This is a genomic window from Hwanghaeella sp., from assembly GCF_965227365.1.
Classification (GTDB): domain Bacteria; phylum Pseudomonadota; class Alphaproteobacteria; order UBA8366; family Aestuariispiraceae; genus Hwanghaeella.
Map to the genome: position 1 here is coordinate 4,359,676 of NZ_OZ245754.1, position 26,783 is coordinate 4,386,458.

22 protein-coding genes and 1 tRNA gene are annotated in these 26,783 nt (G+C 62.0%); 6 read left to right on the forward strand and 17 right to left on the reverse strand.

What is annotated here, in order from left to right; all coding sequences use genetic code 11:
- Positions 1–38: 38 nt before the first annotated feature.
- The 3 genes from ACQK2G_RS19925 to dctP form a co-directional block, all read right to left on the reverse strand.
- Positions 39–1,358 (reverse strand): TRAP transporter large permease, encoded by a 1,320-nt coding sequence (locus ACQK2G_RS19925; RefSeq protein ID WP_425406786.1) that lies wholly within the window; start codon positions 1,356–1,358, stop codon positions 39–41.
- The gene (locus ACQK2G_RS19930; protein ID WP_425406787.1) at positions 1,358–1,909 is read right to left on the reverse strand and encodes a TRAP transporter small permease; all 552 of its coding nucleotides are present in this window, start codon (positions 1,907–1,909) and stop codon (positions 1,358–1,360) included. The genes ACQK2G_RS19925 and ACQK2G_RS19930 overlap by 1 nt, the downstream gene beginning before the upstream one ends.
- 89 nt (positions 1,910–1,998) lie before the next feature.
- Positions 1,999–2,988: a TRAP transporter substrate-binding protein DctP gene (dctP, locus tag ACQK2G_RS19935; protein ID WP_425406788.1), complete on the reverse strand. Its 990-nt coding sequence runs from the start codon at positions 2,986–2,988 to the stop codon at positions 1,999–2,001.
- A gap of 246 nt (positions 2,989–3,234) precedes the next feature.
- Here dctP and ACQK2G_RS19940 point away from each other — a divergent pair, with 246 nt between their 5' ends.
- Together ACQK2G_RS19940 and ACQK2G_RS19945 are read left to right on the forward strand one after the other, a co-directional pair.
- Complete coding sequence (locus tag ACQK2G_RS19940; RefSeq protein ID WP_425406789.1) at positions 3,235–3,552, forward strand: NIPSNAP family protein; 318 nt, start codon at positions 3,235–3,237, stop codon at positions 3,550–3,552.
- A gap of 22 nt (positions 3,553–3,574) precedes the next feature.
- The gene (locus ACQK2G_RS19945) at positions 3,575–4,492 is read left to right on the forward strand and encodes an amidohydrolase family protein (RefSeq protein WP_425406790.1); all 918 of its coding nucleotides are present in this window, start codon (positions 3,575–3,577) and stop codon (positions 4,490–4,492) included.
- A 19-nt stretch (positions 4,493–4,511) separates the two neighbouring features.
- On the opposite strand, the gene ACQK2G_RS19950 is transcribed toward ACQK2G_RS19945, so the two are convergent.
- From ACQK2G_RS19950 to ACQK2G_RS19965, 4 genes are all read right to left on the reverse strand, one after another.
- Complete coding sequence (locus ACQK2G_RS19950) at positions 4,512–5,474, reverse strand: NAD-dependent epimerase/dehydratase family protein (RefSeq protein WP_425406791.1); 963 nt, start codon at positions 5,472–5,474, stop codon at positions 4,512–4,514.
- Positions 5,475–5,583: 109 nt separating this feature from the next.
- Positions 5,584–6,267 (reverse strand): VPLPA-CTERM sorting domain-containing protein, encoded by a 684-nt coding sequence (locus tag ACQK2G_RS19955; protein WP_425406792.1) that lies wholly within the window; start codon positions 6,265–6,267, stop codon positions 5,584–5,586.
- 777 nt (positions 6,268–7,044) lie between these two features.
- Positions 7,045–7,131, reverse strand: a tRNA-Leu gene (locus ACQK2G_RS19960).
- A gap of 156 nt (positions 7,132–7,287) precedes the next feature.
- On the reverse strand, positions 7,288–8,490 hold the full coding sequence (locus ACQK2G_RS19965; RefSeq protein ID WP_425406793.1) for a PLP-dependent aminotransferase family protein: 1,203 nt from the start codon (positions 8,488–8,490) through the stop codon (positions 7,288–7,290).
- A 135-nt stretch (positions 8,491–8,625) separates the two neighbouring features.
- Here ACQK2G_RS19965 and ACQK2G_RS19970 point away from each other — a divergent pair, with 135 nt between their 5' ends.
- Positions 8,626–9,177, forward strand: a complete 552-nt coding sequence (locus ACQK2G_RS19970; RefSeq protein ID WP_425406794.1) for an Lrp/AsnC family transcriptional regulator — start codon at positions 8,626–8,628, stop codon at positions 9,175–9,177.
- Here the strand turns inward: ACQK2G_RS19970 and zapE are convergent.
- The 6 genes from zapE to ACQK2G_RS20000 form a co-directional block, all read right to left on the reverse strand.
- Positions 9,086–10,255, reverse strand: coding sequence for a cell division protein ZapE (gene zapE, locus ACQK2G_RS19975; RefSeq protein WP_425406795.1), 1,170 nt, complete (start codon positions 10,253–10,255; stop codon positions 9,086–9,088). The two genes, ACQK2G_RS19970 and zapE, sit on opposite strands and share 92 nt — an antisense overlap.
- A 32-nt stretch (positions 10,256–10,287) precedes the next feature.
- Positions 10,288–10,959: an outer membrane protein gene (locus ACQK2G_RS19980; protein ID WP_425406796.1), complete on the reverse strand. Its 672-nt coding sequence runs from the start codon at positions 10,957–10,959 to the stop codon at positions 10,288–10,290.
- A gap of 181 nt (positions 10,960–11,140) precedes the next feature.
- Entirely contained in the window at positions 11,141–11,677 is a 537-nt protein-coding gene (gene infC / locus ACQK2G_RS19985) for a translation initiation factor IF-3 (RefSeq protein ID WP_425407677.1), read from the reverse strand.
- Between the two features lie 200 nt (positions 11,678–11,877).
- Entirely contained in the window at positions 11,878–13,854 is a 1,977-nt protein-coding gene (gene thrS, locus ACQK2G_RS19990; protein WP_425406797.1) for a threonine--tRNA ligase, read from the reverse strand.
- Positions 13,855–14,150: 296 nt separating this feature from the next.
- A complete protein-coding gene (locus ACQK2G_RS19995; RefSeq protein WP_425406798.1) occupies positions 14,151–15,125 on the reverse strand; it encodes a glycosyltransferase family 9 protein in 975 nt (324 codons plus the stop codon).
- Positions 15,126–15,130: 5 nt separating this feature from the next.
- Positions 15,131–16,345, reverse strand: coding sequence for a glycosyltransferase family 4 protein (locus ACQK2G_RS20000; protein ID WP_425406799.1), 1,215 nt, complete (start codon positions 16,343–16,345; stop codon positions 15,131–15,133).
- 60 nt (positions 16,346–16,405) lie between these two features.
- Here ACQK2G_RS20000 and ACQK2G_RS20005 point away from each other — a divergent pair, with 60 nt between their 5' ends.
- Entirely contained in the window at positions 16,406–17,230 is an 825-nt protein-coding gene (locus ACQK2G_RS20005; protein ID WP_425406800.1) for an alpha/beta hydrolase, read from the forward strand.
- 9 nt (positions 17,231–17,239) lie between these two features.
- On the opposite strand, the gene ACQK2G_RS20010 is transcribed toward ACQK2G_RS20005, so the two are convergent.
- The gene (locus tag ACQK2G_RS20010) at positions 17,240–18,097 is read right to left on the reverse strand and encodes an SDR family oxidoreductase (RefSeq protein ID WP_425406801.1); all 858 of its coding nucleotides are present in this window, start codon (positions 18,095–18,097) and stop codon (positions 17,240–17,242) included.
- A gap of 164 nt (positions 18,098–18,261) precedes the next feature.
- Between ACQK2G_RS20010 and ACQK2G_RS20015 the strand changes: the two genes are divergently transcribed.
- Together ACQK2G_RS20015 and ACQK2G_RS20020 are read left to right on the forward strand one after the other, a co-directional pair.
- The gene (locus ACQK2G_RS20015; RefSeq protein ID WP_425406802.1) at positions 18,262–19,065 is read left to right on the forward strand and encodes a dimethylarginine dimethylaminohydrolase family protein; all 804 of its coding nucleotides are present in this window, start codon (positions 18,262–18,264) and stop codon (positions 19,063–19,065) included.
- Positions 19,066–19,074: 9 nt separating this feature from the next.
- A complete protein-coding gene (locus ACQK2G_RS20020) occupies positions 19,075–19,869 on the forward strand; it encodes a tetratricopeptide repeat protein (protein WP_425406803.1) in 795 nt (264 codons plus the stop codon).
- Positions 19,870–19,907: 38 nt separating this feature from the next.
- On the opposite strand, the gene ACQK2G_RS20025 is transcribed toward ACQK2G_RS20020, so the two are convergent.
- The 3 genes from ACQK2G_RS20025 to ACQK2G_RS20035 all read right to left on the reverse strand — a co-directional run bounded on the left by ACQK2G_RS20025 (position 19,908) and on the right by ACQK2G_RS20035 (position 26,761).
- Entirely contained in the window at positions 19,908–20,576 is a 669-nt protein-coding gene (locus tag ACQK2G_RS20025; protein ID WP_425406804.1) for a glutathione S-transferase family protein, read from the reverse strand.
- Positions 20,577–20,734: 158 nt separating this feature from the next.
- Positions 20,735–25,282 (reverse strand): glutamate synthase large subunit, encoded by a 4,548-nt coding sequence (gltB, locus tag ACQK2G_RS20030; protein WP_425406805.1) that lies wholly within the window; start codon positions 25,280–25,282, stop codon positions 20,735–20,737.
- A gap of 33 nt (positions 25,283–25,315) precedes the next feature.
- On the reverse strand, positions 25,316–26,761 hold the full coding sequence (locus ACQK2G_RS20035; RefSeq protein WP_425406806.1) for an NAD(P)-dependent oxidoreductase: 1,446 nt from the start codon (positions 26,759–26,761) through the stop codon (positions 25,316–25,318).
- Between the last annotated feature and the right edge of the window lie 22 nt (positions 26,762–26,783).

Below are 26,783 nucleotides of genomic sequence, written 5' to 3' on the forward strand. Positions count from 1 at the left end.
GCCACGCCCTCACGGGCCGGGACCGTACCATCCCACAATCAGACGGCGGGTCCCAAGATCAAATCGGGCAGGTCGGTGGCCAGGCCCGGGAACAGGCAAAGGATGACAATGGCCAGGATCATGCACAGCACATAGGGCATCGAGCCGACCAGGATCGTCTTCAACGGAATGTCCGGCGCGATCCCGTTGATGACATAGAGGTTCAAACCAACGGGCGGGGAGATCAATCCAATCTCCATGTTGATCGTCAGCACGACTGCGAACCAATAGGGGTCGAACCCGGCCGCCGTCACGATCGGCAGCAGGATCGGCGCGGACATCAGAATGACCGCGACCGGCGGCAGGAAGAAACCGGCGACCAGCAGGAAGATGTTGATGCAGAACATCAGCACCCAGCGATTCACGTCCAACGTGCCGATCCATTCGGCGATCGACTGGGTGATGAACAGGCTGGACAGCATGTAGGAGAAAACGCCGGCCGCCGCAATGATGAACAGGATCATAACGCTTTCGCGCGTCGAATCGCGCAGCACGACCCACAGGGCCTGAAGGTTCCAAAGCCGGTAGATGACGATCGCGACCGCCAGGCAGAGCAAAGCGCCGACCGCCGCCGTTTCCGACGGGGTGGCGTAACCGCCGTACATCGCGATCAGCACGCCCAGAATGATGCCCAGGAAGGGTAGCACGCGCGGCAGAATCGACAGCTTTTCCCGCAGCGAATACACCCCGGACCGCATCAGGGTTTCCGCAGATCCGTAACGCCAGGTGCTATAGATCGACCAGGCCATGAACAGGCCGACAAGAATCAGTCCCGGAACCACGCCCGCCAGGAACAGGCGGCCGATGGAGGTCTCCGTCGCGATGCCGTAGACGATCATGGTGACGGACGGCGGAATGAGGATACCCAGCGTCCCGCCGGCGGCGATGGACCCCGCCGCCACGCCTTCCGGATATCCCCTTTTTCGCATTTCGGGGATCCCCATCTTGCCGATCGCGGCGCAAGTCGCGGGCGAAGACCCGGACATCGCGGCAAAGAGCGCGCAGGCCCCCAGATTGGAAATCACCAGCCCGCCCGGCACGCGGGTCAGCCAACGATCCAGCGCTTCGTATAGGTCCGCGCCGGCCCGGGTGGAGGCGATCGACGCCCCCATGATGATGAACATCGGAATCGACAGCAGCGCGAAATTGTCGAGCTTGCCGAAGAAGATTTCCGGCATCAGTTCCAGCGACCGGAAACCGTCGAAAATCAGCAGGAAACCGGCAGCGACGATCAGCAGACCGTTGGCAACGGAAACGCCGGAAAACAGAACGAGGATGGTGACGACGGCAACCGTCGCGCCGAGGAGCAGGGGATCCATCAGTGGTGCTCCTCAAGGCTCAATTTCGGGTCCAGCCCGGCCAGAACGGCAAACAGGTCGACGCAAAGCTGGATCAGGTAAATCACAAAACCGACCGGCATGGCGAGATAGGGAATCCAAAGCGGCACGCCCCAGACGGTGTCCGATTTCCAGTTCCGGCTCATCGCCAGATGCCAAAGCTCCGTTCCATAATACAGCATGATCGCAATCACGACGATGCCGGCGGCGAGCGTCAGCGCGATCAGCCAGCGCCGCATCTTTCTGGGCAGGGCCAGGGGCAACAGATCGACCGAAACATGACCGCGCAGGCGCTGTACATAGGGCAGGCCCAGCAGTGTCGCGGCGACCATCAGATAGACCACCGCTTCGGTTTGCCAGATCGTGGAGGCGTTCAGGACGCTGCGCACGAAGATCATCTGGCAGGTGATCATCACGGAGGCCACGATCATCGCGGCGGCAATCCACCCGCACAGGGTCGACAAGGCGTCCGCCGCCCGCAGAACGGGATGACGGCGTCGGGCGTCAATCCCATCGGAATCGTGGTCGATCATGCGTTAACTCGTCTGGAAAGAATTTGTCATCGCGGTCCGGCCCGCCGGCGAAGCCCCCGTGTGAGGCCCCGCCGGCAGCCGATTTCCGGTTATTCGACGGAAAGCGCCATATCCAGCAGCTTCTGGCCGTCCGGCACGTTCTCGACGAAGTTCTTGTAGGAGGACTGCTTGGCGATTTCGCGCCAGGCATTGAACTCGTCCTGGGTCATGTTCGCGATCTCGACCCCCGCCTTCTTGAAGACCTCGACGGAAGCCGCATCCTGCTTCTTGGCTTCTTCAAGGTAATAGGCCTGGGCCTTGGCGGCACCGGCATCGATCGCCGCGCGCTGCGCGTCGGTCAGCCCTTCATAAGCGGACTTGTTCATCAACAGGGGCTGGTACATGAACCACAGCGCGACATCGGCGGCCGGTGTGTAGCACTTCACCTGTTCATAGATCCGGTAGGACACGAAGGAGGAAGAAGAGGTGTTCGCCGCCTGCAGCACGCCGGTCTGCATCGCGTTGTAGATTTCAGACGAGGCCATGGAGGCGATCGAGGCGCCGGCCGAGGCGAGCATCTGTTCGAAAGCCTTGCCCGCGGCGCGGGTCTGCAGCCCGGCGACGTCTTCCGGCTTGGTGATGCACTTGTCCTTACCGACGAAACCGCCGGCCAGATAACCGTGAACGACGACGCGGACATCGTCTTCCGCCATCAGTTTCTCAAGCTCGCCCATGAAGGCTGAATCGTTCAGACGGGCAGCATGATCGTGGTTCTTCACCAGGCCGGGCATCAGGGTCAGGTTGAATTCCGGACGCTGGCCGCCGGCATAGGACAGCGGGAACACCGTCATGTCCAACTGCCCGCGCGACAGGGGCTTGTACTGTTCCCGCGGCTTGAACAGGGATTTGGACGGGAAAATCTTGATCGTCAGGCCGACATCGGCGGCCGCCACTTCATCGGCGACGATCTGGGCAACCTTGTGCCGCACGTCGGAAGTAGACCATTGATGGGATAGACGAAGCTCGGTCGCCGATGCTGTGGTTGCGATGCCAACGGCAAGACCGACCGCCGCGAAGGCGGTTAGACCCTTGAATTTCATTGTTTCCTCCCAAGGAAGCTGTTCGATTCGGTTTATTCTTATGTGGCGCCATGGAAACATCCGACTCGCGCACAAGGCAATACTTTTATACCGGTCCGGCCCCCAGTACCGGTTCCGGTGCGGTGCCCCGCCCGATTGGGAAATAATGTGTTTCCGCGTCCTCGCGCGGCCTTTCTTGCCTTACGCCGCATTCGCCCCGACACTTCCGCCAAACAATAATCCGACATGGGCAGGGGAGGCGCCGAGATGGCCATCTACGAATTGCGAACCTATACGCTGTATACCGGTAAGATGACCGAGGCCGTGAAGCTGTATCAGACCTATGGCTGGCCGGCGCTGTCGAAACATCCGGACCGACTTATCGGCTATTTCACCGGCGATGTCGGCGCCCTGAACAAGATCGTGCATCTCTGGAAATTCGAGGACGATGCCGACCGGCGCGCCTTCTGGAAGGGGGTCTATGACGATCCCGATTTCATGGTCTTCGCCGGCAAGTTCCGCCCGCTGATCATGACCCAGGACAACCAGTTGATGCTCAACGCGCCCTGGGGGCCGACGCCCTAAGCCGGCGCGGGAGGATATTGCCATGAGCGACAAGCTGAAGATCGTCGATGCCCATCATCACCTCTGGGATCTGGACAAAAACTACTATCCCTGGCTGGCCGACAAGCCGGAAACGCATTTCTTCCTGGGCGATTACGAGGACCTGAAACACAACTTCATGCCCGCGGATTACCGGGCGGAGACGCAAGGATACGACGTCGTCGCCACCGTCCATGTGGACGCCGAATGGGATCGCAACGCCCAGGTAGCCGAGACCAAATGGCTTCATGAGGTCGCGGCGGAACACGGCATGCCCAACGCCGTCGTCGGCCATGTCTGGCTGGCCAAGGAGAATTGCGAAGAGGTTCTGTCTGACCATTGCGGCTATCCGATGATGCGGGGCATCCGATCAAAACCCATTACTTCTCTAACCCCCGAAGACAAAGAGTCGGTAAAAGGCAAACCGGGCTCCATGCAGGACCCGAACTGGCTCGCCGGCTATGCGCTGCTGCAAAAATACGGCCTGACCTATGACCTGCGCGTGCCCCATTGGCATCTGCCGGAAGCAGTCGAGGTCGTCTCCCAGTTTCCGGAAACCAGGGTCGTGCTGAACCATACCGGCTTTCCCTGGGACCGCAGCGAGGCGGGCCTGGCCGCCTGGCGGGAAAACATGCGGATCATCGCCGAGGTGCCGCATGTCATGGTGAAGATTTCCGAACACGGCGTGAAAGACGCACCCTGGGACGATGACGACAACCGCCGCGTGATCCGGGAAGCCATCGAGATATTCGGCTTCGACCGCTGCATGTTTGCCAGCAACCTGCCCGTCTGCCGCCTGCGCGCCGGTTTTTCCACCGTCGTGGAATGTGTGAAATCCGCCGTCGCGGACGCCGCGCCGGAAGAGCGGGAAAAACTGTTCAGCAAAAACGCAGCGGACTTCTACCGGATCGATATCGGTTAGACCGCGACGGGAAGAGGGGTCACCCCTTCCCGTGGTCCGAGGACTGCAGCCAGCTGTGATATTGGCGGATGCCGTCGCGGATGTCGGCATAGGCGGGCTGATACCCGAAATCCGTTCGGGCGCGGGTGATATCCATCGGCGCGCCGCGCGGCACGGCCTTGCCGGGGCCGAGTTTCACGCCCGTCTCCGTCCCCAGATAGTCCTTCACGAAATCCACCACATCGCCCAAGCGTACCGGCATGCCGCTGGTGACGTTGTAGATCCGGTTTGGCCCCGGCAAGGCGCGATAGGCTTTCACGATGCCCTGGGCCGTGTCGAACACATGGGTAAAGTCCAGAAGCTGGTCCGCGCCGCTCTCGTTCGTCAGCCCCGTCACCCCGTCCAACGGGCCAAAGGCCCAGCGATAGATCGGGAACATCGGATCGGGCCGGCGGCCGGGACCGTAAACGAAAAACAGGCGGGTGCAGACCGTTTCCATCCCGTAGGTATCGCCGAATTTCAGGACCAGCTCCTCGCCCGCCAGCTTTGAGGCGCCATAAAGGTCGCTGGGTGTGGGGCAGTCGGTTTCCTGCATCGGCCCTTCCCGCGAACCGTAAACCGCGCCGGAGGAAATATAGGTGACCTTTTTCACATCGTGGGTCCGGGCGGCATCCAGCACATTGACCGTCCCCATGATGTTGAGGTCGAGGAATTTCCGCGGAAACTGGGTGAAGGCCGGCACACCCGCGATGGAAGCGATATGGATGACGCCGTCGATTTTTCCCGCATATTTGTCGAACAGCGCGTTGACGACGGCGGGGTCGGAAACGTCGCCGGATTCCCGGCTGATCCTGGCGCCATGGGCCTTCAACTCGTCCGTCGCCAGCCGGTCGAAATCCGGCATCAGGCAATCGAAGGCGATGACCTCGTCCCCCTCTTCGAGCAGGCGGGTCGCCACCCACATTCCTATATGCCCCAACGCGCCGGTCACCAAAACGGCCATGGTCTTCCCCCTGTTTCCAACTGTTTGCGTAATGGTATGCCCGTACTGCGGTAAAAGAAAAGGCCCGCCGAAGCGGACCTTTTCCCGGTGCCCCCATTGAAGGGTGCGTTTATGCGGTGCGGCGACGGCGCCCCATGACGAACAGTGCGCCGAGCCCGGAAATCAACAACGGCAGAGCGGCCGGCACCGGTACGACGCCAAGCTGCCCCCCCTGACCTTGGCCCGGGTCGGGATTGGGATTGGGATCGGGATCGGGATCGGGATCTTGCAAATCCAGCGCCCCCAGCACACCCGTGGCGCCGAAGAAACCGGTCACGGGATCATCAATCCCGACAGCATCTACCACGTTGCCAGGGGTAAGGAGGAGAAGATACGAGCCACCAAAATTTCCCGTAATAAGGGGGTTAGCGATAGCGAATTCAGGGTCGAAATGCGAAATGAGGCCAAAGCTTACATTGGTAAAATCAGCCGAGTTGCCGCCGAAACCATCGATGATGAAAGCGAAGCCGTCGGCGTTGCTGAACCCGATCTTCAAATCGCGGATCGTCGTGTCGACCCATTCCTGGCCACCCACCGAAAGACCGGAGCCAACGACGGCATTCGGTATGATCCCGGCGAAAGCGCCGGGATCGGGATCGGCCGCACTGAAATCGATATCAAAGAAGAAGGTCCCGATTTCCCCGTCCAACACATCGAAGGACCCGACTGGATTGTCGACGAGGACTTCGCCCTCAAATCTCACCGTTGTCGCGGACGCGTTCGAAAGGGTAGCGGTTAGGAAGACGACCGCCAATGCGATCGCCCGCAAGGAGCAGGTTGTCATGAATGCCTCCCGATACAGAATACGGACCGTCGATCCCCCCGGAACGAATGAACACTGTCCGTCAAAATAACCCGGTCAGGCGAATGCAATCCCGCCAACCGGCACCATACTCGGGGGTCTACACAATAATCCTCGGCGTTGTGTGAACAGAACCGGCCAATTTGTTAACCACCGCTCGCAATTAACAGAAATTGGCAAAGAACCCTTGAACTCGACAAATTTTATTGATTCGTTCCGGCATGAAACCGGTTCGCTGCCCACAGGAATGCACCCAGGATAGCCTGCCCTATCCTAATTCTAGCCTTTGGTTACAACGAGTTCGTTCCGCGCATGCCACCATTATTTGATTTATTGTAATCAAGCACTCAAAAGTGGTTTTACGAACCGTTTCTGTTGTTGTTGAGCCCTGTGGACCGTCATTTTCAGTGCTTGCGGTACAGATTTACCAAAATCGCCAAAGCAGGAAATCCGCGTGCCGAAGCGGCCTGTCACAGGATACATCAACTGCACCCACGTCGCGCGGGGGAATGCGCTCGATCTTTCTGGGGTGAGTTACCGTGGCCCCGTCCAACCACGGAACCGGGGACGTCGTCCTCGCTTCATCAGCCCGACACGGGATACGGCCATTTTATCACTTTTGCCAATCGGCAAGGGATTCTTTGGAGTCCCGGATGGCCAACCCATCCGGCACAGTTCGGGACGAACCCGATCGGAGCCAATAGTGAACCATAGGTGAGCGAGTGATTTTGGTGCCCCCGGGGAGACTCGAACTCCCACTTCCGTAAGGAAAACAGATTTTGAGTCTGCCGCGTCTACCAGTTCCGCCACAGGGGCCCTCAAAAGGTGCGGCGCCGTCGCAGATGCCTGGGCGGTGCCGGAGGGGTCTAATAGCTTTCCGGGCGCGGGCGGTCAATCGGTCTGTTAGGGTCCCTGAAGGATAATCGACCGTGCCGCCCGCTGTTTGCGTTCCGCTTGCAGGACCTTCCGCCGCTAGGCCGCGTCCCGCGCCCTGTCCGCAATCACCCCGGCCAGGCGGCTGACCGCCTCGGCGATGACAGGCTCCGGCACATTGGTGAAGTTGAGGCGGATCGTGTTCCGGCTCGGGCTCATGGCGTAAAAAACGTCACCGGGCACGATCGCCACCCCCGCCGCCGCGGCACGGTCGAAGATATCGCGCGACTCCGCGCCTTCCGGCAGGGTCAGCCAGACGAACATACCACCTTCCGGCCGGGTCCATGTCACGCCCGCCGGCATATCCTTCTCCAGCGCAGCCAGCATGGCGTCCCGCCGCCCGCGATAGAGATCCCGCGCGCGGGTGGCGGTTTCCGCCTCGACCCCCGTTTCGATCAGACGCAGCGCCGCGTATTGCGTCAACGGGCTGGTGCAGAGGTCCAGCCCCTGTTTGGAGATGATGATGCCGTCCACCAACCGCTGCGGCACGACCATCCAACCGACCCGCAGCGCCGGGGCGAGGGTCTTGGAGACGGTTCCGGTATAGATGACATGCCCGTCATAGGGGCCTTCGCCACCGTTATCCGCGAGCGAGAGGAGCGAGGCAGGCTGAACCCCCTCGTAGCGCAAGGCGCCGTAAGGATTATCCTCGATCACGACGACGTCGTCCCGCTGCGCCGCGGCAACGAGCGCCCGGCGCTGTTCCAACGCCATGGTTTCCCCGGTCGGATTCCGGAAATTCGGCAGGCAATAGGCGAATTTCGGCATCGCCCCTGTATCGTCGGACGGTTTGAAACCCGGCGCATTGCCGGACCAGTCGATCGCCGTATAGCCCGGTTCGCAGGGACGCCAGGCATCCAGCGCGCCCAGGAATGTCGGCTCGTCGAGCGCCACCCGGTCATCCTTGTTCAGCAAGGTCTGCCCGATCAGCGCCAGCCCCTGCTGGCTGCCGGTGGTGATGATCACATTTTCCGCCGTGACCGAGGTCGCGCCCTCGGCCCGCATCTGTTCGGCGATCATCTCCCGCAACGGTTCGATCCCTTCCGCCGGACCGTATTGCAGCGAGACGGCGGCCTGATCGCGGGCAACATGGGCAAAGGCGTCCGCCACCGCGTCGCCCGGGAATAGTTCCGGCGCGGGCAGGCCGCCAGCCAGGGAAATGACGTCGGGCCGCGCACCCAGGCGCAGCAGCACCTTGGTCGCGTCATTGGAAGTCTCAAACCAGTCAGCCAGCTTCGTCATCGCCCAAATTCCCTAGAAACATCGGTCCAAGACGCAAACATAATCCCGGATGGGCGGAAAGTGTATGCGAATGCGCTGGCGACATGAGGACGAAATAGATAGTTTATTCTCAAACGACAGATAAAGAGACTATTTATGCCGGTTGAAATGGATTCGACGGATCGAAAGATCCTGCGCCTGCTGCAAAAGGACGCCACCCTATCCACCGGGGAGATCGCCGACCGGGTTGGGTTGAGCCAATCGCCGTGCTGGCGGCGGATCCGCCGGCTGGAGGAGGCCGGGGTCATCAGCAAGCGCACGGCCTTGCTGGACGCCAAGGCGCTCGGTTTTCCGGTTCTGCTGTTCGTTGAGGTGAAGGTTCGCCCGCCGACGCCGTCCGTGCAGGAATCCTTCGAGGAAACCATCCGCCGAATTCCCCGCATTCTCGAATGCTACAAGGTAATGGGGGAACGGGACTATGTGCTGAAGGTCGCGGCGCGGTCGATCGAGGATTACGAGGAGAACGTCCACGCGGAATTAATGCGAATCCCGACACTGTGGAACATGACAACGACCATGGTCATGTCCTCGGTAAAGGCGACGACGGAACTTCCGCTTACTCCAGATCCGCCGCCAGCAGCTCCGCGTCGGCCTCCGCCTTCCGGCGATGAGGCGCATCCATATACTCCGCGGATTGCATCTCCATAAGGCGGGAAACCGTGCGCTCAAATTCAAAGGCGTGCCGGCCTTCAGGATAGATATCCTGCGGCGGCGCTTCCGCGGCCATCACGATATTGACCTTGTGCTCGTACAGCGCGTCGATCAGCGTCATGAAGCGTTTGGCCTCGTTCCGCTTGGATTCATGCAGCTTGGGCACACCGTTCAAAACCAGCGTGTGATAACGCCCGGCGACGGCGATGAAATCCTCGGCCCCGCGCGGCTGCTCGCACAGTTCCTGAAAACTCATCCAGGCAACCCCCCGCGCGGCCCGGGAGACCTGAATGGTCCGGCCGCGGACCTCGACCTCGTCCGGCTCGACCTGGGCGCCCTCGGTCAGGTCGTTGAACGCCTTTTCCAACTGCTTGGTCGATGCAGGGCCCAGCGGCGCATGATAGATCTTGATGCTTTTCAGGCGGATCAACCGGTAGTCCGTCGGCGAATCAAGATGCAGGACATCCAGCTTCTGCTTCAGCAGATCGATGAAGGGCAGGAAATTCGCCCGCTGCAGACCGTCCTTGTACAGGTCATCGGGCGGCCAGTTGCTGGTCGCGACCACCACGACACCGTCTTCGAAAAGATATTCGAACAGCCGGCCCAGAATCATCGCATCGGCGATATCGGTGACATGGAATTCGTCGAAACACAGCAACGTCACGTTCTCCGCCAGTTCGGCGGCGATCTTCGGCAGAGGGTCTGTTTCCTTGTTCTTCCGGTTCTTTTGTTCCTGCCGCCAGGCATGGACCTTACCGTGGACTTCGATCATGAATTCGTGGAAATGGACGCGCCGTTTCGCCTTCATGTCCACTTCGTCGAAGAAGAGGTCCATCAGCATGCTCTTGCCGCGGCCGACGCCGCCGAACATGTACAGCCCCTGGGGCGCTTCCGCCCGACGCCGGGCAAGGCCCAGACGTTCCTTCCAGCCCGATTGCCCGGATTTGGCCGCATAGCCTTTCAAGGCATGGTGAAGACTTTGCAGCTTTTCCGCCGCCAGTTCCTGCAGCGGGTCCTCCCGCAAAGTGCCGTCAGCTTTCAGCGCGCGATATCGAAATAGCGGGCCGTCCCCCATCGCGGAACACCAACCTTCCTTAGCAGTAAAGACTAAAACCGATAGTTCAGGGAAAGCGTCACTTCATTGGAGGTGTAGTTGTCGGCCTTGAAGCTTTCCCCGCCGGCCAGCGGACCGGAATCCACTTCACCGAGATTGATGAAGCGATAGCCGATGTCGACGCCGAAACTGTCGGTCACATACCAGGAGAGCCCGGCCATGACGCCGAGCGCCAGATTGTCCGTGCTGTTCTCCGTCGTCACGATCGCACCGGCGAAATTGTTCCGGTCGATTTCCGACGTATTACGCGCCCAGCCCACCGAGGCACCGAGATAAGGCACCCAATCCTTGCCGAAATGGCGAATTTCCCAGGCAAGGTTCACCAGGGCGGTGGTGGTGTTCAGGTTGTTTTCATACCCGATCGTCGGCGGGCCGTTATCACGTGCGTCGAAATCGAAGCGGAACCGGTATCCGACCTCGAATTCCGCCCGCAGGGGAACGTCGCCGAAGGAATAGCCCAGGACGCCGCCGGCACCGGCCACCAGATCTTCGTCGTTATTGATCTGGAACGCGGTCATGCCGACGGTCGTGACGTCCTGCACTTCAGACAGGAAAGACCCGACCCCCTTCAGACCGATATAGGCACGGCCTTCCTCGGCCTGTGCCGTGGACACGAAGCCTGAAAAGACAAGAACCGCGGACAGGAGCAACCGCCGACCAACCATATTCCCCACCTCGACCGAATATTTTCCTAAACCGGTTATGCCGAATGTCCGTCCGCGTGTCGAGGATTCCGGTCCACCCGGCCCCGGCCGCCACGGAACAAATGGGGTGGCGATCAAGCAAAAAGGGCCCGGCAAATCGCCGAGCCCTTCCCGAAAACCGCGATGCGGCTGCGCTTTTCGATCAGCGCGGCGCCAGCACCATGATCATCTGCCGGCCTTCCATCGATGGATGCTGTTCGACCTTGGCCTTTTCGTCCATCTCTTCCTTTACACGGTTCAGGACTTCCATTCCCAGGTCCTGGTGGGCCATTTCACGGCCCCGGAACCGCAGGGTGACCTTCACCTTGTCGCCCTCTTCGATGAACTTGTGCATGGAACGCATTTTGACATCATAGTCGTGCTGATCAATGTTCGGACGGAACTTGATCTCTTTGACTTCAATGACTTTTTGCTTCTTGCGTGCTTCGTTCTTGCGCTTCTGGGCTTCGTATTTGTACTTGCCGTAGTCGAGGATTTTCGCCACCGGCGGATCGGCGTTCGGCGAAATCTCCACAAGGTCCAACCCGACGTCGAAGGCCATCTTGATTGCCTCCTCGGTCGCGGTTACCCCGACATTCTCTCCCTCAGCGTCAATCAACCGCACTTCGCGCGCGGTGATGTCTTCGTTTACCCGCGGCCCGTCCTTTGACGGGGGCGGCGCAAAAAATGGCCGTCGTATAGTGTCCTCCTGAAGGCGTCTCTTCGCCTTGCCGTGTTTTCAGAAATTGTACCGTATCCCAGGCCGGAACCCTAGTCGAATCCGCAACGCGATGTCGATTGCGCCGTCGACAGGGCTTTGACCCGTCTTCATGGCACGACGGTGACGAACCATATCACCGCCGCCCCACCCGCCGGTCAGTACCCCGGCGGACCCGAATATCACACCGTTCCCGGCATTGTCGCGTCCGTTTTAAGGATAGCGAGTGCGTCGTCAAGCGCAAGAACCTCCTGCGCCTTGCCGCCCAGGCGGCGTACGGCGACGGTGCCCTCCTCCGCCTCACGATTGCCCACGACCAGCATCGTCGGCACCTTCATATGGCTGTGCTCGCGGACCTTGTAGTTGATTTTCTCGTTCCGCAGGTCCGTTTCGACTCTCAGACCGGCATTGCGGCAGGCCGCGGCGACCTGTTCGGCATAGCCGTTCGCATCCGAGGTGATGGTCGCCACGACCACCTGAACCGGGGCGAGCCACATCGGGAAGCGGCCGGAATACTGCTCGATCAGGATGCCCATGAAGCGTTCGAACGACCCCAGGATCGCCCGATGCAGCATGACCGGGCGGTGCCGGGCGCCGTCCTCAGCGACATAGGTTGCATCCAGACGGTCGGGCAGGACGAAGTCGACCTGCAGCGTGCCGCATTGCCAATCCCGACCGATGGCGTCGCGCAGAACGAATTCCAGCTTCGGCCCATAGAAGGCGCCTTCGCCAGGATTGAGCTTCACCTCGACCCCGGCCGCCGTCGTCGCGTCCATCAACGCCTTTTCCGCCTTGTCCCAGACCGCGTCGTCGCCGGCGCGCTTTTCCGGACGGTCGGAGAATTTCACGATGAATTCCTCGAAGCCGAAATCGCGATAGATCGAGGCCAGCAGGTCGATGAATTCCTTCGTCTCGCTTTCGATCTGGTCTTCCGTGCAGAAGATATGGGCGTCGTCCTGGGTGAAGGCGCGCACCCGCATCAGGCCGTGCAGCGCGCCCGACGGCTCGTAGCGGTGGCAGGACCCGAATTCCGCCATGCGCAGCGGCAGATCACGATAGGATTTGATGCCCTGCCGGAAGACCTGGACATGGCCCGGACAGTTCATCGGTTTCAGGGCCAGCATGCGCTTGTTGTAGGCATGGTGCCCTTCATCCCCGGCATCCGCCGGGTGGTCCGTATCCGCTTCCTCCACTTCCGCCACGAACATGTGCTCGCGGAATTTCTCCCAGTGGCCGGATTCTTCCCAAAGCTTTCGGTCGACAAGCTGCGGTGTCTTCACTTCGACATAGCCAGCGTCTTCCAGCCGGTTGCGCATATAGCGTTCCGCCTGGCGATAAACCGTCCAGCCCTTGGGATGCCAGAAGACCGACCCCATCGCTTCTTCCTGCATATGGAACAGGTCGAGCTCCCGGCCCAGTTTGCGGTGATCGCGCTTTTCCGCTTCCTCGATCCGCGTCAGATGAGCCTTCAGTTCCTTCTCGGTCCGCCACGCCGTGCCATACAGACGCTGCAGCTGCGGCCGGCTGCTGTCGCCGCGCCAATAGGCGCCGGCCAGCTTCATCAGCTTGAAGGCCTTGGGCAGTTTGCCCGTGGATTCCAGATGCGGCCCGCGGCAAAGATCCAGCCATTTCTCACCCTGGCGATAGATCGTCAGCGGCTCGTCCGCCGGCAACTCGCCGACCCATTCGGCTTTGAAGTCCTCGCCGATCTGATTGAAGTAATCGACGGCGTCGGCACGGTCCCATTCCTCGCGCACGATCTTGTCGTTGCGGTCGACGATCTCCGCCATCTTCTTTTCGATTTTCTCGAAATCCTCCGTGGAGAAAGGCTCTTTGCGGTGGAAATCGTAGTAGAAGCCGTCCTCCGTCGCCGGGCCGAAGGTGATCTGCGTGCCGGGAAAAAGCTCTTGCACCGCCTGCGCCAGGACATGGGCGGCGTCATGCCGGATGATCTCCAGCGCGTCCTCATGATCCTTGGTGACGATTTCCACCCGGCTGTCTTTTTCGATGGGGCGGGACAGGTCCCACAATTCGCCATTCACCTTCACCACCATCGCGGCCTTGGCCAGACCGGGACCGATCGAAGCGGCAAGTTCCCCGCCCGTGACGGCGCCGTCGAATTCGCGGACGTTCCCGTCGGGAAGCGTGATCGCTACCATTGTTTCATTCCTTGCTTCAGAAAACGTAATGCAGTTCGAAAGAGGGGCCCGGAAACCGGCGCGGCGGCATCGCTATCGATGGAACAAGCGTCGGGCGGGCAGTGTCGCAATGACAACGGGAAGACGACCCCCTAGGGGGTTCGCTTCAGGAAGGTACCGGCGCCAGGGACGCGCACACCGTCATTCAGGGCAAATTCGAACACAACATTCATCCCGGTAAGACCGTTCGTCGAAGGCTCGGCCTCGACCGCGCGCGACTTTAGCGAAAGCCCCTTCCAAGTCAAGGCAAGCCGCCCCTAACGGGGTTCCAAAGCGGCGAAAACCTCATCCGGCGCAAGGTCGCGAAGGTCCGGGCGGCGCAGGATGGTGACCGCGGGCCCTTGTTGGCCGCACAAGGCGGGGTCGGATGCATGGGAATAAAGCACCACGCTGGGGCAACCGGAAATCGTGATCAGATGCATCGGGCCGGTATCGTTCCCGACCGCGCCCGCCGCCCTGCGCGCTAGCGGCGCGATCTGCAGCAGGCTGGTCTTATCGACCAGCGACACCGCGTCCGGGCAAGCATCCAGAATGGCTCGCTCCGCCTCCGCCTCGGCCTGCGTTCCCAGGACCACCGGCGTCAGACCGGCCCCTTGCAGCCGCGCCGCCAGCACAGCGAAATGAACCGCGGGCCACCGCTTTTCGGGACGGTGCGGCGCGCCGCCGGGTGCTAGCAAAACGAACCGCTCCGGCAGGGACAGATCGCCGATCCCTTCGTCAACCAGGAAGGAAAGATCGGGCAGGGCGACGTCGCGAATGCCGGCGACCGCCAACTGTTCCTTCTGCCGGTCGACCGTGTGCATGTCGTCGCGCGCCGGATTCGCGTGGCGGTGGGACGCCCCGGCGGCGATCCCCGACCACAAGGGCCTGTCCGGCCAGAACAGTTTCAAATAGGTGCTGCTGCGATCGGAAGTTTGCAGGTCGAAGACCAACTGCGCCCGAGTGGCCCGTAACGCACCGCGCAGGCGCAGTACGCCCGGCAGGTTCCAGAAGGACGGCCGCTCGTCGATTACGATCCTGTCGAACAGGCCGCTGGTTTCCGCCAATTTACTAAAGGGTGCTGTGGTCAGCAGGGTGATCTCGGCCCTCGGATAGGCCTTGCGGATCGCCTGCATCGGACCGATCGCCTGCAGAAAGTCGCCGAGCGCGCCGAGTTTGATGACAAGCACCCGGTCTGCCGGCGGCGGATCGATCTCCCCATATGGTGCGGCACCGGTCACGGATCGTTCCAACCGGCCTATCCCATGCGGCGGCGGTCGGCCAATTCGCGATAGACCTCCACCGTCTTGCGGCACATCTCTTCCTTGGTGAAGCGCCTGCGGACATTGGCGATGGCCGCTTCGTGCAGCTTGTCGCGCGCCTCGGTATCGAGCGAGAGCGCCTCGCGCAGAACCTTGGCGACGGAATGCGGATTGCCTGGTTCGAAAAGCCAGCCATTGACGCCGTGTTCAATCTGTTCCGGTGCCGCGCCATGGGCGGGGGCGATGACCGGCCGGCCCAGCGCCTGGCCTTCCACCGCCACGCGGCCGAACCCTTCCGGATCGGTCGAGGCCGAGACGACGACATCGGCCAGCTTATAGGCGGCCGCCATGTCATTGCAGTCACCGACGATGTGGACGCGCCCGTCCATCCCCAGACGCTTCGCCGCCGATTCCAGTTCCTCACGATAGGCCGTCCGGCCCTGATCGGCGCCGACGAAGAGACAGCGGAATTCGAGGTCCGCGATCTCCGGCAAGGCCTGCAACAGCAGCATCTGACCCTTCCAGCGGGTCAGGCGGCCGGACATCAGGATCACGGGAACCCCGTCCGGCAGCCGCCATTGGGTTGCCAGTTTCACGACGCGTTCCGCTGAAACGGCCTGGGGGTCGAAGATTTTCAGGTCGATGCCGCGATGAATGACCCGGACGCGCGCCCAATCGATATTGTAATGCTCGATCATATGGTCGCGGATGAAATCGCTGATCGCGATCACCCGGTCACCCTTCACCATGATCGAATTGTAGAATTTCTTGATCGGGCTTTCGTAGTTGTAGGTCGCATGGAAGGTCGTCATGAAGGCGCGGTCGCTGCGCCGTGCGGCATACAGCGCACTCCAGGCCGGGGCCCGGCTGCGTGCATGGATGATGTCGACGTTCAGGCGTTCGGCGAGTTCCGCGATCCGGCCCACATTGCGGTACACGGTGACCAGATTCTTGCTGTCCAACGGCAGTTCGAAATGCTCGATGCCGGCCCGGACCAGCTCACGCACCATCGGCCCGCCGCTGGACGCGACATAGGACCGGAAGCCGGCTTCCTGGGCGGCTAGCGCCACGTCGATGGCGCCCCGCTCCGCCCCGCCGGTCACCAGCGCCGGCAGAACCTGCAGGATGCCGGGCGCGTCGGCGCCGGGACCCGGCGCCGGGTTCGCCTCTGCCGCGGCTTCGCCCGAATTGTCTGTCGTCGTAGTGCTCATGCTTTCCCGGCGGCCGGTTAACCGCCGCGCCGCTTCGGATGAATCTGGAAAAACCCGGTCATGCTGGCTATAGACCGAAAATTCGGACCGCGCGCAAGCCCGGAGCATGACGAGATGACGATGGAAACAAGCCCGCACGGCACGATTGCAACAGTGGATGGCGCAGAGATCGCCTATCGGCACCTTCCCGGTACCGGTCCGGGCGTGGTTTTCTGCTGCGGCTTCCATTCCGATATGGGCGGCAACAAGGCGACCCGATTGCACGAGTTCGCCGTCCGGACCGGGCGCCAATACACACGTTTCGACTACCAGGGCCACGGCGCCTCAAGCGGCGCCTTCCGCGACGGGACCATCGGTACGTGGTTTTCGGACGCGTTGGCCGTGCTGGACGGGGTCACCGAAGGCCCGCAGGTGATCGTCGGGTCTTCCATGGGCGGATGGATGGCGATGCTGCTGGCACGCGCCCGGCCGGAAAAGGTAGCCGCCTTGCTGCTGATCGCCCCGGCGCCGGATTTCCCGGAAAAGCTGATGCTGCCGTCGATGCCGCAGGAAGCGCGGGATACGCTTTATCGCGACGGCATCTGGGACCGCCCATCCGAATATGCCGACGAGGATTATCCCATCACCCTGAACCTGATCGAGGAATCCCGCGCGCATAACCTGCTGGACGGGCCCCTGCTGCCCTTCGACGGCCCGGTTCGGATCATCCATGGCGCGGCGGACGAAGTGGTGCCGCTTGACCATGTTCTGCGGATTCCGGATGTGATCCGGTCAACGAATGTGGTGACCGAAGTGGTCAAGAACGGCGATCACCGCCTGTCGACGGAAGCGGACCTGAAGCGCATGGAGGACAGGCTGGCGGAAATACTCGCCGCCGTCGGTTGACCTGGATGCCTATAGCAGTGCTTCCAACGCCGGCCGGTAGTCCGGCCAGGCCAGGCTGACGCCAAGCTCTTCCTTGATCCGCCGGTTCGAGACCCGCTTGTTGTCGCGGTAGAAACTGCGCGCCATCGGGGAAAGCTCCGCCTCCTCGAACGGCACCAGGGGCGGCGGCTCCACCCCCAGCAGGGTGCAGGCATAGGCGATCACTTCCTGCGGCGGCGCCGGGTTGTCGTCGCAGCAATTATAGGCCGCGCCGGGATTTGGACGTTCCATGGACGCCCGGACGATCGCCGCGATGTCGTCCCGGTGAATGCGGCTGAAGACCTGACCCGGTTTGTCGATCCGCTGGGCGCGCCCTCTCCGCACCGTTTCCAGCGCATTCCGGCCGGGGCCATAGATGCCCGCAAGCCGAAACAGTTGAACGGGCACACCCGTTTCCCGGCCCAGTTCCAGCCAGGCCGCCTCCGCCTGTTTACGGCGTTCGCCGCGTGCACCGGTCGGCGTCAGGTCCGAAGTTTCGTCGACCCAACCGCCGTCGCGGTCGCCATAGACACCGGTAGTGGAGAGATAGCCGATCCATTTCATCGATCCCGCCGCCCGGCGAATAACACCGCCCGCTTCGTCCACCACCGGATCGCCCTGCTCGTCCGGCGGGACCGAAGACAGCAGATGCGTCACCCCATCGAGCATGCCGTCCGGCAAATCCATGCCGCGGTCGAAGCGATGGACGGACCATCCGCGCGCGGTCAGCTCCGCCTGTTTCTCCGCGCCGCGACAGGTCCCGGCAATCGCCCAGCCTTCGTCTTGCAGACGCTCAGCCAGGGCGATCGCGGAATAGCCGAGGCCGAAACAGAAAAAACGGTTGGTCATGGTCACCCTGCTTTGAAATTTTGGCGCGGCGCGCGGATCTAGGAACTTTGCTTTCACGCCCGCTGTGTCAATAGGGCGCGCCGTCATCCGATTCTCGGCTTGATTTCGGGCGGCGCAGGATGAGACTGCGGGCCGCTTGTATTTGTCCTTGCAGGAGGAAAGCCATGAACCCGGAAGCCAGTTATCGATTTTCCCACGCGGTTGCGCGGAAGCCGGGGAAGAGCGTCACCCAGGGCATCCGTGACGGCGCCGGGCCCGACCCGTCCCCCGACGCTTTCCTGCGGGAGCATCAGGCCTATGTGGAGGCGCTGCGCGCGACCGGGGCCGAGGTTACCGTGCTGGACGCGCTGGAAGACTTTCCGGATTCGGTTTTCGTCGAGGATCCGGCCCTGTGCGTGGCCGGGGCGGCGATCATCCTGCGCCCGGGGGCCGCTACGCGATTCGGCGAGCGGGACCCGATGCGCGAGGCCCTCGCCACCATTTTCGACCAGGTGATCGACCTTCCGGAAGGCGGTTATGTCGATGGCGGCGACATCCTGGTGACGGGCCGGGAAATCCTCATCGGTCTGTCCGCCAGGACCGACGAGGCGGGCGTCGCCCAATTGGAGAAGATTACGGCCGGTCTGGGTGTGCCGCTGCGCATCGTGCAGACCCCGCCGGAGATCCTGCATTTCAAGACCGGTTGCGGCCTGTTGGACGCAGAGACCATATTCGCGACCGCCCCGCTGGTCCGGTCCGGCTGTTTCGACGGCTACCGGGTCATCGAATGCCCGGCGGGCGAGGAACCGGCCGCCAACCTGATCCGGGTGAACGATCAGGTGTTCCTGGCCAAGGGTTTCCCCCGTACGGCGGAATTGCTCCGCAGCCAGGGCTATACGGTCACGGAACTGTCGGTTGCGGAAGCAGCCAAGCTGGACGGCGGCTTGTCATGCATGTCGCTTCGATTTACCCCTGGCGCCAGCAGCTAGAATGTGACGATGACCATGCGCCGACCAGCCCGGGTTTTCCTTGCGGCCCTGACTTTCCTGATTTGCATCGACGGCGCGGCCTATTCGCAGCAGACCGACTTTCTTTCAAACCGAGAGTATCAGATCTGCTTGAGTCTGGCGGTGCGGGAGCCGGAGGAAGCCTTCGAACACAGCCTGCGTTGGCACGATGCCGGCGGCGGCGACGCAGCGTTACATTGTTCCGCCATCGCGCTGATCAATCTTGGCCATTATCCGGAAGCGGCGACCCGGCTGGAAAAACTGGCCCGCGGCATGCCGGACGACACGCCGCCGAATGTCGTCGCGGAAATCATGGCGCATTCGGGTATCGCCTGGCAGCAGGCCGGCGACTTGGACAAGGCCCTGGAAGTCCAGAGCAGCGCATTGGAACTGAGCCCAAACAATCCGGACATCCTGACCGACCGGGCGGTGACCTTCTTTTCCCGAAACGAATATTGGGAAGCGATCGACGATCTGAACCAGGCCCTTTTCCTGGCCCCCGGCAGCGCACCGGTCCACGCCTTGCGGGCCAGCGCCTACCGCTATGTGGATGCGCTGGACCTCGCCATGGAGGATGCGAACCGCGCCCTCAAGCTTGAAGCGGACAACCCGGAAGCCCTGTTGGAACGGGGAATCATATACCGGCTGCAAGGCAACGCCGCCTCGGCGCGCCAGGATTGGCTAACATTGATCCGCCTGCATGAAGGCCGGCCCGCGGCGGAAGACGCCAGGCGCAATCTGGAGATGCTGGATCTGCAGGTAGACGACGTCGCCGGCCCCGAATAAGGGGCGGGGCCGGAATAACCGGCAACGACAACGCGTAGCTAGAAGTCTAGATCCGCGTAGTGCGGCGGCGGCGGCGCGCCCGGGATACGGTCCGCCAGAATCGGGCGGAAGCAGGGCCGGGACTTCACCCGGGCATACCAGTCCTTGGCGGCAGGGTGATCGTCCCAGGGCACATCGCCGAGGTAGTCGACGCAGGAAAGATGCGCGGCGGCCGTCAGGTCCGCCAGGCTCATATCCTCACCGGCCAGCCAGGTGCGGCGGTCGATAAGCCAATCGACATAGTCCAGATGGGTGTGCAGGTTGCGGCTGCCGGCCAGGATTGCCCGGCTGTTCGGTTCCCCCTGGCCCAGAAAACGCTTGATGATCTTCTCGTCGACCAGATTCACGATCACTTCGTCGTGGAATTTCCGGTCGAACCATTCGACCAGGCGCCGGACCTCGGCCCGGGTCACTGCGCCCTGACCGATCAGCGACACGTCGCCGTACATTTCGTCTAGATATTCGCAAATCGGTTGGGAGCCCGCGACCCTGGTCCCGTCCTCATCGATCAGCAGCGGTACTTCGCCAGTCGGGTTGAGCGCCAGGAAGGACGGGTCGCGCTCCCAGACCTTCTGCACCTTCATCTCGAAGTCGAGCTTCTTCTCCGCGAGGACCAAACGGACCTTTCGGCAAAAGGGAGAGAGCCAGACATGATAGAGAAGCAGCATACCCACCGACTCGGATTGACGATTACCCCCATACCGGTTGAGGGGACGGCGGGGATACTAGCCGTATAAACGCCGATGGCCGGAACGGCAACGGGCCCGTTCCCCGAAAAATTCGGGAAGACGGGCCCGTCCGTGAAGGATACTGCCGTCGGGCGGCTCTATTCAGCGGGAACCGCCGCCTTATCGCCGTCCAGCGAAACCGGATGTTCCAGCTTTTCGAGGATTTCATAAGGCACGACATGCCAGAAGTGCTGCCGGTTCAATTCCCAATCGGCGAGCAATCCGTCCGCCCATTTCGAATGGGTTTCGCGGAAATGATCCTCGATATGGCGGCGGCAGAAATCGGACCAGTAGTCGGTTTCCAGCCGGTTGACGGAGACGGAGCCCGGATTCAGCCGATGCATGAAATCGCCGTCGCGGTCGTAGACGAAGGCCATGCCGCCCGTCATGCCGGCACCGAAATTGTCGCCGACATTGCCTAGGATGGTCACGACACCGCCCGTCATATACTCGCAGCCGTTGGAGCCGCAACCCTCCACGACCGTCACCGCGCCGGAATTACGGACGGCGAATCGTTCGCCCGCCCGGCCCGCGGCATAAAGCGTGCCGGCCGTCGCTCCGTAGAGCACCGTATTGCCGATAATGGTGTTGTCCTGACTGGCCAGCGGGCTGACCGTGATCGGACGAACCACGATTGAGCCGCCGGACAGGCCCTTGCCGACATAGTCGTTGGCATCGCCCAGCACTTCCAGCTTCAGCCCCTGCACCGCGAAGGCGCCCAGCGACTGGCCGGCCGACCCGCGCATGCGGACGTGAAGATGACCCGGCGCCAGGCCGGCCATGCCGAACTGCCGCGTGATCTTGGAGCTGATCTTGGTGCCGATCGCCCGATAGGTGTTCCGCACGTTGTATTGCAGCTGCATCTTCTCGCCGTCATCGAACAGCGCCTTGGCGTCGTCGATCATCTGCGCGTCGAGGGTTTCCGGAACCTCGTTCCGTCCTTCCATGGTGCAGTAGGCAGGCGTGCCACCGGTATCAGCCCGAACCAGAAGCGGATTGAGGTCCAGGTCGTCCAGATGTTCGGCGCCTCGATTGACCTGCGCCAGAAGATCCGTTCGGCCAATCACTTCCTTCAGCGACCGCACGCCCAGGCTAGCGAGGATCTCGCGCACTTCTTCCGCGACGAAACTGAACAGGTTGACGACCTTCTCCGGCGAACCGGTGAATTTGTCGATCAGGCTCTGGTCCTGCGTGCAGACGCCAACCGGGCAGGTGTTGGAATGGCACTGGCGGACCATGATGCAGCCCATCGCCACCAGGCTCGCGGTGCCGAGACCATATTCCTCAGCACCGAGAATTGCGGCAATCACCACGTCACGACCGGTTTTCATGCCGCCGTCGGCCCGCAGGCGAACACGATGACGCAAGCCGTTCAGGGTCAGCACCTGATGCGCTTCCGACAGGCCCAGTTCCCAAGGAAGGCCGGCATACTTGATTGAGGTCTGCGGGCTGGCCCCGGTTCCGCCCGAATGACCGGAGATCAGGATCACATCCGCATGCGCCTTGGCGACCCCGGCGGCGATCGTGCCGATCCCGGCGCGCGCCACCAGTTTCACGCAGACCTTCGCTTCCGGGTTGATCTGCTTCAGGTCATAGATCAGCTGCGCCAGATCCTCGATCGAATAGATGTCGTGATGCGGCGGCGGGCTGATCAGGGTCACGCCCTCGGTCGAGTGGCGCAGCTTCGCAATGATCTTCGAGACCTTGAAGCCGGGCAGCTGCCCGCCTTCCCCGGGCTTCGCACCCTGGGCCATCTTGATCTCGATTTCCTTGCAGTTGTTCAGGTACTCCGCGGTGACACCGAAACGGCCCGAAGCGACCTGCTTGATCGCGCTGGAGGCGTTGTCCCCGTTCGGACGGGGCGTGTAGCGCGCCGGGTCTTCGCCGCCTTCGCCGGAATCCGACTTCGCGCCGATCCGGTTCATCGCGATGGAGAGCGTTTCATGCGCGATCGGCGACAGCGCACCCAGGGAGATGCCCGGGGCGACGAGCCTTTTCCGAATTTCCGTAATGGATTCGACCTCGTCCAGCGGCGCGGGTTCGCCCGCATAGTCGAAATCCATCAGGTCGCGCAGATTCACCGGCGGCAGATTGCGGATGCTTTCGGAGTAACGGCGATAGATCGAATAGCTGTCGCCGGCAACCGCAGTCTGCAGCGTATGGATCATGTCGCCTTCCCAGGCATGGGTTTCGCCGCCGCGGCGATAACGGTAGAAGCCGCCGACCGGCAGGGCGACGAAATCCTCGTCATAGGCGCGCTTGTGCTGGCGCAGAACCTGACGCTGGATACCGCTCAACCCGATACCGGAAATCCGCGAGGGCAATCCCGGCATGAATTCGGCTACCAGGCTGCGGGACAGACCGACCGCTTCGAAATTGTACCCGCCGCGATAGGAACTGATGATCGAGATCCCCATTTTGGAGATGATCTTCAGCAGCCCGTCCTTTACGGCTTTCTGGTAATTTTCAATCGCCTTTTCCAGCGAGACATCGCCGAACAGGCCCCGGCGATGGCGGTCGGCGATCACTTCCTCGGCCAGGTAGGCGTTGACGCAGGTTGCCCCGACCCCGATCAGAACCGCGTAGTAATGGACGTCGAAACATTCGCCGGTGCGCACGCCGATCGAGGTGAAGGTCCGCAGCTGCGTGTTGACAAGATGCGTATGGACAGCCGCCGCGGCCAGAATCATCGGGATCGCCGCCCGTTCGTCGCCCATCCCCTGATCGGTCAGGACCAGATGCATCGCCCCGCCGCGGACAGCGTCTTCCGCTTCGTGCTGAATCCGGTAGACGGCTTCACGCAGGTCGGCGTCTCCCGGCTTCCCGGCAATAAAGGTACAGTCGATTTCGACCGCCGAGTCGCCCAGGAACTTGCGGACTCGTTTGTAATCCGCGTTGGTCAGGGTCGGCGATTCAAGTTCCAGAATTTCCAGCTGGCTGGCGTCCTGGTCCAGAATATTGCCAAGGTTTCCGAGCCGCGTGGTCAGGCTCATCACCGACCGTTCGCGGAGCGAGTCGATCGGCGGGTTGGTCACCTGACTGAAGTTCTGGCGGAAGTAGTGATGCAATCCGCGATACTGATCGGAAAGCACCGCCACCGGCGTGTCGTCGCCCATCGACCCGGTCGCTTCCTTGCCGGTTTCGGCCATCGGCTGAAGGATCAGTTCCAGATCTTCCAGCGACCAACCATAGGCGACCATCCGCTGACGAATTTCATCACGGTCCATTGCCGGTTCGGGTTCGACCGCTTCGGACCGGTCGAGCGTCTTGATGTTTTCCACCCATTCATGGAACGGGGACTTGCCGGCCACGTAGTCCTTCAACTCGCGGTCATGCAGCAGACGGCCGTTCTTCAGATCGACCGCGATCATCTCGCCCGGCCCGAGCCGGCCTTTTTCCATGACCGTCTTTTCATCGACCTTCACCATGCCGATTTCCGACCCGACGATCAGCAAACCGTCGCCGGTGACGACGTAGCGCAGCGGCCGCAGACCGTTCCGGTCCAGACCGGCCAGGACCCAGCGCCCGCCATAGCCGCAAATCGCGGCGGGGCCGTCCCAGGGCTCCATGATCCCATTGGCGTATTGATAATAGTCGCGGTGATGCTGCGGCACCGTCTCCGACTGTTCCCACGCTTCGGGAATAAGCATGGACTTCACTTCGGGCAGATCGCGCTTGGTCCGGACCAGCGTTTCGAAAACCGCGTCCAGGGCCGACGAGTCCGAACTTCCAGGCTGAATGATCGGTTTGATGTCGTCCACGGCATCCCCGAAGATCGGGTCGTCGAAACGGATTTCGTGGCTCTTCATCCAGTTGACGTTGCCCAGCAGCGTGTTGATTTCCCCGTTATGGGCAAGCACGCGGAAAGGCTGCGCCAAGGGCCAGGCCGGGAAGGTGTTCGTCGAGTAGCGCTGGTGATAGATCGCGAAGTTGGAGACGAACAGCTCATCCAAGAGGTCCGGGTAGAACGCCGTCAGCTGTTCGGCCAGGAACAGCCCCTTGTAGATGATCGACCGGCAGCTGAGGGAACAGATATAGGCGTCCCGGATATTCTGGGCGAGGACCGCCTTTTCGATCCGGCGGCGGATGATGAAAAGATCGGTCTCGAACGCCTGATCGCTGACTTCGCGCGCATTCTCGACCATGATCTGTTCGATTTCGGGGCGCGTCGCGTTCGCCTTTTCCCCAATCACGGAAATGTCGACGGGAACCTGCCGCCAGCCGTAGATCCGGTGACCGCGACGGATGATTTCGGATTCGACGATCTGACGCACGGTTTCCTGCGCGGCGAGATCGGTACGCGGCAGGAAGACCATGCCGACCGCCAGCAGCCCGGCGCCCGGTTCGTGACCGGTGCGGCGAATATGCCGGCGGAAGAATTCCTGCGGAATCTGGACATGGATGCCGGCGCCGTCGCCGGTCTTGCCGTCGGCGTCGACCGCGCCCCGGTGCCACAGGGCCTTCAGGGCCTGAATGCCGGACTCGACCACGTCGCGGCGCGGCGTTCCGTCGATGGAGGCGATCATGCCGACGCCGCAGGCGGAGGTTTCCGTCGAGGGCATGTACATGCCCTCGCGTTCGAGGCGCTCGGCCTCCTGCCGATACTTTTCGACCCAGCCCGTCTGATCCTGATGTGTAGACGTCATCGAACTACCCCTTTTCCCGCGCCGTGGCGCGCCTTATTCCGCGGCCGCTGCGCTTTCGGAAGCGCGCGCCTGGATGTATTCGTGAATATTGTCGGCAGCGTCGCGGCCGTCGCGGATCGCCCAGACGACAAGGCTGGCGCCGCGCACGATGTCGCCGGCGGCGAACACGCCGTCCAGCGCGGTCATCTTGCTGCGGTGATCCACACGCACGGTGCCCCAGCGCGTCACCGGCAGGTCCGGGTCGCCGAACATGCCGGGCAGATCTTCCGGATCGAAGCCGAGCGCCAGGATGGCCAGATCGGCGTCATGCAGTTCCGAACTGCCTTCGATCGGCTTGGGCGACCGGCGTCCGGTCGCGTCCGGACGGCCCAGGCGCATCTGGACGGAACGTACGCCCGTGACCTTGTCGTCGCCGACAAAGGCCTCCGGCGCGGTCAGCCAGACGAACTGCACGCCTTCCTCCTCGGCATTCTGCACCTCGCGCTGCGATCCCGGCATGTTTATCCGGTCTCGGCGGTACAGACATTTAACCGACTTCGCGCCTTGGCGGATGGCGGTGCGGACACAGTCCATCGCCGTGTCCCCGCCGCCGATCACGACGACGTTCTTGCCCGATGCATTCAGGCTGCCGTCATCGAATTCCGCGACCTCGTCCCCAAGGCCGACGCGGTTGCTGGCAGTCAGGTAGCTCATCGCCGGAATGACGTTTTCCAGACCGCGTCCCGGGACGGCCAGGTCACGCGCCTTGTAGACGCCGGTGGCGATCAGCACGGCATCGTGTTTTTCCCGCAGTTCGGCAAAGGTCACGTCTTCGCCGATGCGACAGTTCAGATGGAATTCGATTCCGCCGTCGATGAGCCAGTCGGCCCGACGCTGAACGATTTCCTTTTCCAGCTTGAAGTTCGGAATGCCATAGACCAGCAGGCCGCCGATGCGGTCATAACGGTCATAAACGTGGACTTCATATCCGCGCCGGCGCAGCTTTTCCGCCGCCGCCAGGCCACCGGGCCCGGCGCCGATGATGCCGATGGATTCCGGCCGCTGGCGTTTCGGGCGGATCGGCTTCACCCAGCCTTCTTCCCAGGCCGTGTCTGTCACGTATTTCTCGACCGAACCGATCGTGACCGTGCCGTGGCCGGACTGCTCAATGACGCAATTGCCTTCGCACAGGCGATCCTGCGGACAGATCCGACCGCAAACCTCCGGGAAGGTATTGGTGCCGCTGGAGACCTCGTAGGCCTCTTCCAGGCGACCTTCCGCGGTCAGCATCAGCCAATCGGGTATGTTGTTATGCAGCGGGCAGTGGATCTGGCAGAAGGGCACGCCGCATTGCGAGCAACGGCCCGCCTGGGCGGAGGCTTCGGCCGGCTTGTACTCTTCGTAGATTTCACCGAAATCCGTGCGGCGATCGTCGGCGGCCCGTTTCGTCGGCGTCCGTTGCTGGCGCGTTACGAACTTCAGCATCTGATCCGTTGTCATGAAACGACCCCTTCCTGCCCAA

Coding starts and splice junctions, on each gene's coding strand:
- ACQK2G_RS19925 (WP_425406786.1), bottom strand. CDS start 1,358: ATGGATCCCCTGCTCCTCGGCGCGACGGTTGCCGTCGTCACCATCCTC.
- ACQK2G_RS19930 (WP_425406787.1), bottom strand. CDS start 1,909: ATGATCGACCACGATTCCGATGGGATTGACGCCCGACGCCGTCATCCC.
- dctP (WP_425406788.1), bottom strand. CDS start 2,988: ATGAAATTCAAGGGTCTAACCGCCTTCGCGGCGGTCGGTCTTGCCGTT.
- ACQK2G_RS19940 (WP_425406789.1), top strand. CDS start 3,235: ATGGCCATCTACGAATTGCGAACCTATACGCTGTATACCGGTAAGATG.
- ACQK2G_RS19945 (WP_425406790.1), top strand. CDS start 3,575: ATGAGCGACAAGCTGAAGATCGTCGATGCCCATCATCACCTCTGGGAT.
- ACQK2G_RS19950 (WP_425406791.1), bottom strand. CDS start 5,474: ATGGCCGTTTTGGTGACCGGCGCGTTGGGGCATATAGGAATGTGGGTG.
- ACQK2G_RS19965 (WP_425406793.1), bottom strand. CDS start 8,490: ATGACGAAGCTGGCTGACTGGTTTGAGACTTCCAATGACGCGACCAAG.
- ACQK2G_RS19970 (WP_425406794.1), top strand. CDS start 8,626: ATGCCGGTTGAAATGGATTCGACGGATCGAAAGATCCTGCGCCTGCTG.
- zapE (WP_425406795.1), bottom strand. CDS start 10,255: ATGGGGGACGGCCCGCTATTTCGATATCGCGCGCTGAAAGCTGACGGC.
- ACQK2G_RS19980 (WP_425406796.1), bottom strand. CDS start 10,959: ATGGTTGGTCGGCGGTTGCTCCTGTCCGCGGTTCTTGTCTTTTCAGGC.
- thrS (WP_425406797.1), bottom strand. CDS start 13,854: ATGGTAGCGATCACGCTTCCCGACGGGAACGTCCGCGAATTCGACGGC.
- ACQK2G_RS20000 (WP_425406799.1), bottom strand. CDS start 16,345: ATGAGCACTACGACGACAGACAATTCGGGCGAAGCCGCGGCAGAGGCG.
- ACQK2G_RS20005 (WP_425406800.1), top strand. CDS start 16,406: ATGCTGGCTATAGACCGAAAATTCGGACCGCGCGCAAGCCCGGAGCAT.
- ACQK2G_RS20010 (WP_425406801.1), bottom strand. CDS start 18,097: ATGACCAACCGTTTTTTCTGTTTCGGCCTCGGCTATTCCGCGATCGCC.
- ACQK2G_RS20015 (WP_425406802.1), top strand. CDS start 18,262: ATGAACCCGGAAGCCAGTTATCGATTTTCCCACGCGGTTGCGCGGAAG.
- ACQK2G_RS20020 (WP_425406803.1), top strand. CDS start 19,075: ATGACCATGCGCCGACCAGCCCGGGTTTTCCTTGCGGCCCTGACTTTC.
- ACQK2G_RS20025 (WP_425406804.1), bottom strand. CDS start 20,576: ATGCTGCTTCTCTATCATGTCTGGCTCTCTCCCTTTTGCCGAAAGGTC.
- gltB (WP_425406805.1), bottom strand. CDS start 25,282: ATGACGTCTACACATCAGGATCAGACGGGCTGGGTCGAAAAGTATCGG.
- ACQK2G_RS20035 (WP_425406806.1), bottom strand. CDS start 26,761: ATGACAACGGATCAGATGCTGAAGTTCGTAACGCGCCAGCAACGGACG.